Genomic DNA, 12,252 nt, shown 5'->3' on the forward strand with positions numbered 1-12,252 from the left:
GACGATGCTATTAAAATGAAAATTTTATCTAAATCAATATTGTATTGTAAAAAATCAAATTTATGCGAATTATATTTTTATTATTTCTGTTTGCATTGACAAGCAGTTGTGCACAAAAACAATCTAATTACAAAGGTTTTGAGTTAACCACACATAATTCACAGATAAATTCTTTAAACGGTAAATGGAGAATAAGTGAATTGATTTCCAATTCAGAAACCAAAGAATATATATTGAAAAATCAAAATCCAAATGAATTTGATAACTATGGAAACAATATTTCGTTGAATGCAGACCAAACTTTTATAAGCAGTTATAGTGCCGAGTGTGGAAACGATTGTTTTACTACTACTAAAGGTAAGTATAAAATCATAGATGAAAATTATATTTGCTTTTATCTTGAAGATATTGAAAGAAGTGGCGACTGTTCTGGAAATTCTAAACCCAATAAAGACTTAGGTTTATATTATTACTATAAAGAAGAAAATGGCTTTCGTCTTTTAAAAAGCAGTGGAAGCCTTGAACAAGACCAAAAGAAAAGACAATATCTTGATTTGATTATTGCAAAACGCAAAGAAATCAATGAATTTTATTATAGAGATGGTCAAAATCAAATTATTTATAACTGGAAACAAACAAATCTCAAAGATGAAAAAGAGATTGTTGCATTTTGCATGGCTGAAAATAAAATAAAAGATTATGAAATATTATTTTCCTATAGTGGAGATATATATAGCAGACTAAATGTTATTCTGCTAAAGGTCAATAACGGATTTCGATATGTACTATACGATACCTGGGGTGCCCCAAAGGTTTCTTTATATGATGATTCGGTTACAAAAAATATTGACCAGATGGTCAAAACGATTGACAATGACGCATCATTAAATAAAACGGTTAAAAAAATTGCCTCTGAAAATACTCCATCTAGGAGTATAACAACTACAATATTTAAAAAGGGAAATGAAATATATAAAGTGGAATATGAAATAAAAAATCATTATGAAGAAAAAACTTTTGTTTCTATATCAACTATTTATTTACGAAATGCAACTCCTATATATATTAATTATCTCATTAACCCTAATCAAGAAAAGCAAACTTCCGAAACTTCATTATATGTCCTGGATTGGCAAAACAATCAAGGAATTTGCAGAATAATTAAATCTGATAATGGACAAATGAAGATAGTACTTGGAGGTGAGAAACCATTTATAAATAAAATAATGGAAGAAATTAAAACGGCTGGGTAGAATTTGATAAAATCATATTTTTATTACAGTATTACAATGAAAAATCTTTGAGGTAAAGCATGCTTTGGTTCAAGTTCTAAATTCTTAAAACAAAAAAAACACCGACTTTCGCCGGTGTTTTAAAAGTAATTGTCTCAAACGAATCTACTTAATAATCATGGTATATTCTCAATTACTTTTTTTTAGGTACAATTAAAAATTATTTATTATTGATTACAGAAAAAACATTCTTCTTGAAATTTCGGTACTGATAAAAGTGTACTTCAATCTTTTCTTTGAACTCATTATGAGAATTCAGAAAAAAGGTTTCACATTGAAGGTCCTCACATTCTTTCAATACTTCTAATTTTCGGTCATAATTAATTAATTCTTCTTGAATTTCAGAATTTTGAACCTTGAAATCCTTCATCTTTTCCAAGATATTTGAATACGATTTGTCATTTTTAGCTCCCAATAAATTGGAAAACAAAATGATTTCTTCTTCAATGATAGCCACTTCATCTTTCCAACGATCAACATCTCTGTCAATGAAAAACTTTTGCAAGTCGTCCTGGTCCTGATGTATTTTGATTACCTCTTTTTTCATGGTCATTATTTTTGCAAAGCGTCTGGCTGTTCAACATTCAGGATTTTTATTGCATTCATTCCTGATGGGAACTGCCACATGATTTCATCAGAAACCGCATAGCCAAATAAAGCTAGTCCCATAGGAGCCAGAATTGACAATTTGTTTTTTGAAATATCGCTTTTTTCCGGCGTAACAATCTGGAAACTTTTTGGATCTCCAAAAGGCATCTGTACCGTTACGATAGAATTAAAACGTACAATCTCTTCCGGCATGCTTTCTTTAGCTATAATCGTTGCCGATTTAAGCTCATTAGCCAGCTTTTCAATAGAAGCCTTGTAAGTTTTGTCTACGTTATGACCTGCATTAGAGATAATCTGTCGCAGCATTTCATATTCTCTTTTCTCGATGATTATTTCTTTCATGATTCACTACAATTAATTAAGGGAAAATACCACGTTGAATATAAGCAGTCTCAATTCTGGAAATAGCCAGAATGTATGCAGCTGTTCTCCAGTCTAACTGCTTTTCGTTTACGATATTTTGCACTTTTTTGTAGTTTTCAGTAAGCTTCTTTTCAATTTTAGCCATTACTTCATCCAATGGCCATAGTTCACCATTACGGTTTTGCAACCATTCGAAGTAGCTACCAATAACACCACCTGAATTACATAGGATATCTGGAATAATAGTTACTCCTCTTTCCAAAAGAATTCTTTCTCCTTCATTATCTGTTGGTCCGTTAGCACCTTCAGCAACTACTTTAGCTTTAATATCATAAGCATTAGCAGCAGTAATTTGGTTACCCAAAGCTGCAGGAATGATGAAATCACAATCTAAAGCGAAGAAATCTTTAGGCTCCATTTCTTTAGCGCCAGCAAATCCCTGGATAGAACCTTTTCTTGGTTTTGAGTGCTCGAAAAGATCATTAACAGAAATTCCATTCTCGTTGATGATTGTAGCGTGTGCATCTTGTACAGCTAATAATTTAGCTCCATCTTTTTCCATGAAGTAAGAAACCCAGTAACCTACGTTTCCAAATCCTTGAACGATGTATTTTTTTCCTGCCAAAGACTCATTCTTGTTTTCAAAGAAAAGTTTTAATGTCAGGTAAACACCAAATCCAGTAGCACGATCACGACCTTCTAATCCGCCAGACCCAACAGGCTTTCCTGTTACTACGTGTTTGTTATTTGATCTTTCAGCTGGAGATTTTGTTGACATATAGGTGTCAGCAATCCAAGCCATTGTTTGTTCGTTAGTATTAACGTCCGGAGCAGGAATATCCAACTCAGGACCGATATTATCACCCAAAGCGAAAGTAAATCTTCTGGTAATACGCTCTAATTCTGAAAGTGAATAATCTCTTGGGTTAATTTGGATACCACCTTTTGCACCACCGTAAGGCAATCCAGCTAATGAAGTTTTCCATGTCATCCACATTGCCAAAGCTTTGGCATCATCTCCATCCATAGTAGGGTGGAATCTTAAACCTCCTTTGTATGGTCCAAGAGCATTGTTATGTTGAACTCTGTAGCCAGTAAATACTTCTACTTGTCCATTATCCATTTTCACAGGGAAGTGAACAAGGATTTCATTATTCGTAATTGATAAAATCTTCCTGATATCAGGATTCAAATTCATAACGTCAGCAGTTTTATTAAACTGTTCCATTACATTTTCATACATGCTTTTTTTAGCAGGTTCTTTTGCAGTAATCATAATTTTATTGATAGTGTTCGCAGTATATTTTTTTGTTCTCTTGCCAAGCGCAATAATTACTTTTGTCGCAATTAATGCATAATCCTATTTCTACCTGCTGTTGCAGTACTTCCAATGCACATGATTTGATGCCGTTAAAAATATTTTCAGTACAAGTAATAATCGGATTTTGGGCTTTAGGAGATCTCTTAATGGAAAGCTCCTGTAAATTTTGTGACATAATAATTTTATTCAATTATGGTGACGTGCCATAATACAAACTGTGTGCCATAGTGTGATACATTTTTAATAATATTTGATAATCAGTTAATTACTCTTTACTAAATTTTATAACCTAAATAAATGCTGGAGAGAAAAGTACCAATAGGGTAAAAACTCCCCGGACTTTAAAGCAGCTTTTGTCTTAATGTTTTTCTATCTATCTGAAGAATTTCTGCTGCTTTAGTTTTGTTATCGCCCACTGCGTGAAGCACTTTTAAGATATGGTCTTTTTCGATATCCTTTAAAGGCTTTAAAACTCCTCCTTCAGTGGGTTGTTGGTATTTCAGATAATCAGGAATGTCAACTATATCGATTGCGTAATCGCTCATAATAATCATTCTCTGTATAATGTTTTCTAATTCTCTTACATTTCCCGGCCATGAATGTCTCACAAGGATTTCAACAGCCTTGTCAGAAATTGTACAATTCGGTTTTCCGTATTCTATGCCGTATTTCTTTATAAAGGTAGCGATTAAAGGATAAATATCGTTTTTTCTTTCCCTTAATGGTTTTGTTTCAATACCAACTACATTCAATCGGTAGTATAAATCTTCGCGAAAGCTTCCTTTTTGTACCATTTCATACAAATCGTTATTGGTAGCAGAAATGACCCTAACGTCTATTTTCTGGGCTTTTTGTGAACCAATCATCGTTACTTCCTTTTCCTGTAAAACACGTAGCAATCTGGTTTGCACTGCCAAGGGAGCCGTACCAATTTCATCCAAAAAGATGGTTCCGCCGTTTGCAGCCTGGAATAAACCGATTTTGGTTTCATTAGCCCCCGTAAAAGCTCCTTTTTCATAACCAAATAATTCTGATTCCATGAGGTTTTCAGGAATTCCTCCACAATTCACGGCCACAAAAGGATTTGAGGCAAAAGAACCTTTAAAATGGATCGCTCTTGCAATCAGTTCTTTTCCTGTACCGCTTTCACCTTGGATTAAAACGGTAGCTTTATTGTTTTTTACACGTTCAATAACGTCAACTAAATTCTCAAATTGCTCAGAATCACCCACAATTCCGGCATAGTTGGTTATCTTCTTATCTGAATCGAGAAGGGCAGGGGCACTTTTTTTCTTAGTACCTATTTTTCCTTCAAACGAATTTTGCACTGCTTTTTTTAGTTCTTCACTAGTAAATGGTTTTACCAAATAATCTAAAGCTCCAGATTTTACAGCATTTACAGCCGTATCAACCGATGGGAATCCGGTAATAACAAGTTTTGGTATTTCTGGAAAATGTTCTTCAGCAAATTTGATTAGTTCAATTCCATTTAAACCAGGCATCTGCAAATCGGTAATCAATAAATCAATAGCTACGACCTTAAGAATTTCAATAGCTTCCATTACAGAAGATGCTTTATAGGTATGGAAATTCTGCGCCTTTAAATTACGTTGCAGCAATTCCAGCATATCATAATTGTCATCAACAATCAATATGTTTTCTTTCTTTAGCATTTTTACGAATTTAAAGGGAGTCTTACTTGAAAAATTGTGCCTTTTGGATGGTTGTCCAGCGCAATAATGTCGCCTCGATGGCTTTTTACAATACCATGAACAACACTTAAGCCAAGACCGGAACCTTCACCTATAGGCTTTGTGGTAAAAAAAGGTTCAAATATCCTGGATTTAATTTCTTCCGGAATACCGCTTCCTTCATCAGCAATCTCAATATAGAAATTGCTTGCATCGTCTGTAACTTTTACAGTAATACTGCTGTTTTCTGGCGCTACATAAATCGAATTGATCAGGATATTGAATAAAACCTGTGTTAATTGGATATTGTCAATCTGTGCTTTTAGTTCCGGATTGTCAAAAATCAGTTCATATGACACCTGTGCCTTTTTAAAATTAGGGCCAAGTAATGATAATGCTTCGACTACTATCGGTTTTATAGAAACAACCTCCATATTTTGCGGCATCTCGCAAGAAAAGAACATCAATTTCTTGACAATCTCTCTGGAATAAATGGCAGCGTTGATGATTTTTGAAACATCCTGAGTAACCTGTCGGTCAATATTCTGCTCGTTTATCAATTCTGCAAAACCAAGAATATTTCCTAAGGGAGTATTAAGCTCGTGAGCAATTCCGGCGGTTATTTCACCAAGAATAGACAACCTGTCAATACGTTCTACGCTTCTTTGCAGTTGTTTTTCTCTTTCGCGAACGTGATTTTTTTCAATATAATTACCAATTTCTAAGGCAACTTTATCTAATAACTGTTGTTCTTCTTCAATCAGGAAAAAGGCATCGCTGTCAGAAGGATAATGTACTTTTATAAAGCCCACTTCTTTTTCAAAGATAAAAACAGGACTTATTTGAAAAATCGTGTCTTTAGGAAGAGTAGAGGTTACGAAATAAAAATCGCTATATTTTAATTCAACAATACTGTCATTGCTGAATCTCCATGCAATTTTTACTATCTCACAGATTTCTTTTAATACAGATTCTGAACAAGTTACATTAGTGCTTGTAGTTTTTGAAATATCATAGAGGCAGCTCAATTCCTTGATCCGTTCTTTCAGTTTTTCTTCTGTTGATATTTCAAGCATTATTTGCCTAATTTATAAATAGTGGACAGCAAAGTTACTTATTAAATAGAATTGCAAAAAAATATTTGCTTCTTTTTAAGAAAAGTGGAAAAAATTATAAATTCTGGCTATAATCCTAAGCGTTGTTTAAGCCTTTGAAATAAGAGAGAAATGATAAAAGCATCGCCAGAAGCCGTGTGTCTTTCACTTTTAGATATCTTAAAGGAAGCACTTAACTCATCTAAGCTATATTGCTTTTCTTCAGGTATTTGTTTCCATTTTTTAAACATGACTTCAATGTCTAAAGCCTCGTTTTTAAGTTTACCGCAATGAAGTCTTTCCAAAGCGGAATTAATCATGGCAATATCAAAATGAATTCGGTGTCCAACTAAAATAGCATTGCCCAAATAATTAATAAAAGCTTCGATAGCTTCGCTTTCAGAATGCTTTTCATCTGGAGTTCCTTTTAGAACACCTGTTTTTAGTGCTACTTCGGGTGTAAATTTATCTTGAAAAATTAGTGCTTCAAAACTGTCTTTTACAATAATGGTATTGTTATCGATTGCTACGGCTCCTATAGACAAGATAACGTCTTTTTCAGTGTCCAGACCGGTAGTTTCAGTGCTAAATGCAACATATCGTCTGGATTTGTTTTCAAACTTCCCCAGATAGTCTTTCCAAAATTGCGGGTAATCTTTATTTATTTTTAGCCAATCCAGCATGATTTATGAAAAATAGGTGAGCTTAAACCTGCTCTTGATTAGTTCTTGAACTTCTTTGATAGGAATAAAGCAATTTTTAAGTTTTACCTTATCGGTTTTTGAAAGCTCTTCGAGATTAATAAACTGACCAAAACTGTCATTCTTTAAACCTTCTACTGTCCTGAATTCTGACAGCGTTAAGAAGGCTTCAGCACAATTAAGGAATAATTCCGAATGCCTAGGATCGGCAATAGCCAACTGCTTGAAACGCATATAGGTATTATTGATTCCTTTGATATTTTGATGCAATACCAACAAACGACCGGCATCAATAAGTGGTGTCAATGCTCTAGTCTTAATGTCAAATAGATCTTTATTTTCACCTTCTTCCTCAACCAGAAACTGACGGAAGAAACCTAATGGTGGCGGTTTTTTCAAAGCATCGTTTCCTAAGTAGTCAAAAAATAACTTATTGCCTTTTACATTTTTGAAAATAATTTCTGTAATGGCTTCTTCTATAGAAGTTTCGCCAAAAGCAATTTCATAATCAAAGAAAATAGTGTTTATAACTTCGCTATTTTCACCTGGAGTATTAATCCAATTGTTATACTGTTTAATCCAGTCTGTCAGTGATTTACACCACATCATATTACTTGAAACAAATCCGTCAGGACTTAAGAAATAACCCACTTTTTCCAACGTAGAAGTTGTTCTTCTGGCCAGGCGCAGGAAATAATCTTTTACATCGCGATATTTGTCCTGAGGCACATCTTCAAAAACCAAAAAGCTATCCTGATCGGTCAACAATAGCTGTTCTTTTCTGCCTTGGCTTCCAATACTCAGCCAAGCAAATCGGGCAGGAGGTGAGCCCATTTCAAGAATAGCCAGATCAATGGCGCGTCTTGTAATTGCCGTATTGATTTCTCCTGAGATATTCATAATATGTGAAAGCGGAATATCTTTTGTAATAGATGTTTGTATCAGTTCTGATAATTTTTCACGGATACGTTTTAAATCTTTAGCTGATTGTGCTCTCTTGACTTCTTTAATCAACACACCCGGGTTATTAGCTTGGGCAACCACCAGGTCATTCTCAGAAATAATTCCTCTGACAGAAGATTTATCGGAGCCATCTTCCGTTACACAAAGATAATCTACATTATACTTAAGCATATATACCTGTGCTTCGGCAAGAGAAAGATCTTCCGGTACGGTAACTACAGGTGAAGTCATTATTTTAGCTGCTGTGGTCGTTATCTCAAAATGTCCTGTAGCAATTTTCGACCGCAGGTCTTTGTCCGTAACGATTCCTATAGGAAAATCATCTTTTGTAATGATAACACTTCCAATCAGCTTATCCGTCATCATTTGAGCAATATCCCTTACGATTGCCTCCGGCGAAGCTGTAATTGGCTCTTTTGAATACTGAATCGACTGGAAATACTGAATATCAGTTTGTTGTTCTTTATAAATAATATTTTCAGAGATCAGCTTTCCACGATGTTCCTTGTCGTAAGGATTTCGGGTATTGGATGCAAAACTCTCTAGCAAAAAGTTCATCACATCTGGATTAGCAAACAGATAAGGCTGGAAAATCTGAATTGGGATTGCATATACAATACTTTCTTCACGAGCTTTTGCTGTCATGAGATAATTGTTTTTTGCAAAGAATGGGCGAAGGCCTAAAATATCGCCTTCATCGCATTTGTCAATTATAGTTTCTTCGGCATCAGAAGTCACAGATAACCCTATGGCTCCAGAAGCAACAATATAAAAACTATCATGACAAGCCTCACCAATCTGGAAAAGGATCTTGCCTTTTTCAAGATAAAGCACTTTCACTTCTGAAGCAATATGCGATAATTCCTGATAATTTAAGCTGTTGAAAGGCGGATAGTTCTTGAGAAAATCAACAATCCTCTCCGCAATCGGGTTTTTCATAAAATCTTGTTAGCTAGATAATAAGTAAAAATAAACTTTATTCTTGTTCTTTGCAAAAGAAGTTTAAAAAATACTTTGCTGCTATTTTGCCTGAATTTGTGAAAGGGTAATCAGTACAATAGAAGCCAAAGCCAGCACAATTCCGATATAGTTTTTTGAAGAGACTTTTTCTTTAAAAGCGATAATCCCAACCAAACTACCTAAAACAATCACACCTAAATTCATAGCAGCAAAAACGGTAGAAGGATTTTCTGAAAAAGCTTTATGCGCTTTTAGATAGAACAAGATATTTCCAAAGTTCAATATCCCTAAAAGAGCTCCAATAGCAATGTTTACTAATCGTATAGGATTTTTCTTTATAAAAATCGAATAGATACAAAAACACAACGCCAACGTTAGAGCACCACAAAATACTATAAATAGGGAAGTGGTGTATGGAATACTTTTTTGGAGAGCGATCTGTTTAAATAAGATATCTATGATTCCGAATCCTAATAACACCAATACAGGAAAAATCCATTTATTTTCCTGAGATCCGGATTGGCTTTTTTTAGATAACGTAAGGAAAATAGCCGGAAAACCAACAATCAGCCCTGCTAATTTTAAGTTAGTAAAGTCTTCTTTAAAAATAAAATAAGCGGCCAGGATAGGGATAAATAAGGATAACCGCTGGGCAATATCTGTTTTGACAATTCCTATATGTTTGATAGAAGAAGCCAATAATAAAAATACGGAAGGTAATAAAATGGCAAGTCCGATGTATATTTTCCAGGGAGAATTGCTATCTACAACAGAAATATCAGGCTGAAAAGTACCATAACAAAGCAACAGGGCCAATATATAATTTACAGCAATGACCTGGACAATATCAAAAGAATATCTTTTTGAAAATTTAAGAAGTGCCCCAACTGAAACACTGCAAATTATGCTTAAGACGATATAGAACATTTTAAAAATCTTTTAACTACAAAAGTAACTGAAAATCACATTTATTTTTCGTGTTAAAATTCTTAAAAGAATTATAAATAAAAATTTAGAGCAACATCACTTGATTATCTTTACTAGCCAAAATATAACAAATTAACAATCAACACAAATCACCATGGAACTACAAAAGAAAATCGGAATATTTCTGATGACATTAGTAATGACTACTTTCGCAAATGCCCAGGATAAAAAGGCAAGCCCGGCAGAAACTGCTACTGGAAAAATTAATGGCGCAACAATCACAATCAACTACGGAAGTCCTTCTGTTAAAGGAAGAGCTATTTGGGGCGAACTTGTTCCTTACGGAGAAGTTTGGCGTGCCGGTGCGAATGAAGCTACCACTTTTGAAACTGATAAAGAAATTACTATTGAAGGTAAAAAACTACCTGCCGGGAAATATGCTTTCTTCGTAATTCCTGAAAAAAATTCGGCAACTATCATATTCAATAAAGAATGGAAGCAATGGGGCGCTTATAAAATGGACGCTAAGCAAGAGCAGCTAAGAGTAAAAGTAACACCTAAAAAATCAGCTTCTTTGACTGAAAAGCTGGTTTATAAAATCAACAAGGATAATGTTACCCTAAGTTGGGAAAACTGGGACATTCCTGTGAAAATTAAATAGATTTCTTCAATACTTAATTTAGTTGAAGCACTGTCTGAAAAGGCAGTGTTTTTTATTTGGTACTTGTTGTAAACGACAAATTATTTTTTTAAATTTATAATGTAACAACAATCATAACCATGGCATTTATAGACTATTACAGCGTTTTAGAAGTTGACAAAAAGGCGAGTACTGACGAAATTAAAAAAGCCTATCGGAAATTGGCCCGGAAATACCATCCGGATTTAAACCCAGATGATGCCGAAGCCAATAAAAAATTCCAGCAGATCAATGAAGCCAATGAAGTCTTAAGCGATCCTGAGAAAAGGAAAAAATACGATGCCTATGGTGAAAACTGGCAGCATGCTGAAGAATATGAAAAGGCAAGGCAATCTCAGTCACAATCTCAATATTCTGGCAGTTCCTATTCTAATTTTGGCGATGATGCATCGTTTGGAAATGCTGATTTCTCTGATTTTTTTGAATCTATGTTTGGTGGCAGACGAGGAAGTAGTAGGCAAACCAGTTTTAAAGGACAGGACTATAATGCAGAATTGCACTTGAAACTCCAGGATATTGCCAAAACCCACAAACAGACAATTACCGTAAACGGAAAAAACCTGAGGATCACGGTTCCGGCTGGAATAGCCGACGGACAAGTTATAAAACTAAAAGGACATGGCGGTCCCGGAGCTAATAATGGACCGGCAGGCGATTTGTATATCACATTTAGAATTGAAGAAGATGCTGAATACAAACGACTGAATAACGATATCTACAAAACCGTCAGCCTGGATTTGTTTACAGCAATTTTAGGCGGAGAAATCACCATTGACACGTTAGATGGAAAAGTAAAGCTAAAAGTACCGCCGGAAACCCAAAACGGAACCAAAGTAAGGCTTAAAAATAAAGGAATGGCGGTTTATAAAAAAGAAGGCTCGTTTGGCGACCTTATTATAACATACGATATAAAAATCCCAACCAACTTATCTGATAAGCAAAAAGAAGCTTTTAGGGAATTATCCAAACTTTAAAAATTTAGCACATGAAAATCGAAAGAATCATCATAGCAGACTATTGCAGCCATTATAAAATTGAAAGGACATTCATAGATATTCTGGACGAAATGGGAATCATTCCATTTGAAAACAAGAATAATGAGAAATTTATGGATTCCGAAAAATTAGAAGATTTAGATCGCTGCAGACAATTGTATTATGAACTGCATATAAATCCTGAAGGAATAGATGCAATTTTAAATCTGCTACAAAAACAAAAAAAACTCCAGCAAGAAATCCAAGATTTAAAAAACCGACTACGACTGCATGAATAATTTATTTACGCTTTCTAAAATATTTTGGAACGTAAAACAATAAGAAGATAACAAGCAGTATAAATAAATATTCCATTGATATGATTTTGTCTACAAATATAATGGTGATAAAGGAGAATAAGAGTAATATATCTCTTTAGTTTAAAAAAATGTTATTTTACATAATGTAGATTATAGTTCAAAAAATAGACATTTTTTAAAACTATAATACACACAGCATTATCTTAAGATAGCTTTGATATATAATTTTTAAGTACTACCACAAGGAAAATAAAAAATCTAATCTGATATAGAACTTCCTTTTTGATCAAATTTTATTGAACAAATTATTTTATTGAATTTTTGTTTATAAAAAATG

General features: G+C 34.0%; 13 protein-coding genes. 4 read left to right on the plus strand and 9 right to left on the minus strand.

The window, feature by feature from the left end:
- Positions 1-62 precede the first annotated feature (62 nt).
- Positions 63-1,253, plus strand: a complete 1,191-nt coding sequence (locus tag ABH942_RS09145) for a hypothetical protein (RefSeq protein WP_370031275.1) — start codon at positions 63-65, stop codon at positions 1,251-1,253.
- Positions 1,254-1,452: 199 nt separating this feature from the next.
- On the opposite strand, the gene ABH942_RS09150 is transcribed toward ABH942_RS09145, so the two are convergent.
- The 9 genes from ABH942_RS09150 to ABH942_RS09190 all read right to left on the minus strand — a co-directional run bounded on the left by ABH942_RS09150 (position 1,453) and on the right by ABH942_RS09190 (position 9,921).
- Positions 1,453-1,839: a hypothetical protein gene (locus ABH942_RS09150; RefSeq protein ID WP_370031277.1), complete on the minus strand. Its 387-nt coding sequence runs from the start codon at positions 1,837-1,839 to the stop codon at positions 1,453-1,455.
- Between the two features lie 5 nt (positions 1,840-1,844).
- Positions 1,845-2,243, minus strand: a complete 399-nt coding sequence (locus ABH942_RS09155) for a GreA/GreB family elongation factor (protein ID WP_139999940.1) — start codon at positions 2,241-2,243, stop codon at positions 1,845-1,847.
- A 16-nt stretch (positions 2,244-2,259) separates the two neighbouring features.
- Positions 2,260-3,540: a Glu/Leu/Phe/Val dehydrogenase gene (locus tag ABH942_RS09160; RefSeq protein ID WP_370031279.1), complete on the minus strand. Its 1,281-nt coding sequence runs from the start codon at positions 3,538-3,540 to the stop codon at positions 2,260-2,262.
- Positions 3,541-3,544: 4 nt separating this feature from the next.
- The gene (locus tag ABH942_RS09165; protein WP_370031281.1) at positions 3,545-3,760 is read right to left on the minus strand and encodes a hypothetical protein; all 216 of its coding nucleotides are present in this window, start codon (positions 3,758-3,760) and stop codon (positions 3,545-3,547) included.
- A gap of 166 nt (positions 3,761-3,926) precedes the next feature.
- The gene (locus ABH942_RS09170) at positions 3,927-5,258 is read right to left on the minus strand and encodes a sigma-54-dependent transcriptional regulator (RefSeq protein WP_370031283.1); all 1,332 of its coding nucleotides are present in this window, start codon (positions 5,256-5,258) and stop codon (positions 3,927-3,929) included.
- A 2-nt stretch (positions 5,259-5,260) separates the two neighbouring features.
- The gene (locus tag ABH942_RS09175) at positions 5,261-6,352 is read right to left on the minus strand and encodes a sensor histidine kinase (RefSeq protein WP_370031285.1); all 1,092 of its coding nucleotides are present in this window, start codon (positions 6,350-6,352) and stop codon (positions 5,261-5,263) included.
- Positions 6,353-6,459: 107 nt separating this feature from the next.
- The gene (locus ABH942_RS09180) at positions 6,460-7,053 is read right to left on the minus strand and encodes a PolC-type DNA polymerase III (RefSeq protein ID WP_370031287.1); all 594 of its coding nucleotides are present in this window, start codon (positions 7,051-7,053) and stop codon (positions 6,460-6,462) included.
- Positions 7,054-7,056: 3 nt separating this feature from the next.
- The gene (locus tag ABH942_RS09185; protein ID WP_370031289.1) at positions 7,057-8,973 is read right to left on the minus strand and encodes a DUF294 nucleotidyltransferase-like domain-containing protein; all 1,917 of its coding nucleotides are present in this window, start codon (positions 8,971-8,973) and stop codon (positions 7,057-7,059) included.
- A gap of 81 nt (positions 8,974-9,054) precedes the next feature.
- Entirely contained in the window at positions 9,055-9,921 is an 867-nt protein-coding gene (locus ABH942_RS09190; RefSeq protein WP_370031290.1) for an EamA/RhaT family transporter, read from the minus strand.
- A 154-nt stretch (positions 9,922-10,075) separates the two neighbouring features.
- Between ABH942_RS09190 and ABH942_RS09195 the strand changes: the two genes are divergently transcribed.
- The 3 genes from ABH942_RS09195 to ABH942_RS09205 all read left to right on the plus strand — a co-directional run bounded on the left by ABH942_RS09195 (position 10,076) and on the right by ABH942_RS09205 (position 11,894).
- Positions 10,076-10,582 carry a DUF2911 domain-containing protein gene (locus tag ABH942_RS09195; RefSeq protein ID WP_370031292.1) on the plus strand — a complete coding sequence of 169 codons (507 nt, stop codon included), beginning with the start codon at positions 10,076-10,078 and terminating at the stop codon, positions 10,580-10,582.
- A 119-nt stretch (positions 10,583-10,701) separates the two neighbouring features.
- Positions 10,702-11,595: a DnaJ C-terminal domain-containing protein gene (locus ABH942_RS09200; protein ID WP_370031294.1), complete on the plus strand. Its 894-nt coding sequence runs from the start codon at positions 10,702-10,704 to the stop codon at positions 11,593-11,595.
- A gap of 11 nt (positions 11,596-11,606) precedes the next feature.
- The gene (locus ABH942_RS09205; RefSeq protein ID WP_370031296.1) at positions 11,607-11,894 is read left to right on the plus strand and encodes a chaperone modulator CbpM; all 288 of its coding nucleotides are present in this window, start codon (positions 11,607-11,609) and stop codon (positions 11,892-11,894) included.
- The last annotated feature ends 358 nt before the right edge of the window (positions 11,895-12,252 follow it).

It is taken from the genome of Flavobacterium sp. 28YEA47A (assembly GCF_041262125.1).
Taxonomy (GTDB): Bacteria; Bacteroidota; Bacteroidia; order Flavobacteriales; family Flavobacteriaceae; genus Flavobacterium.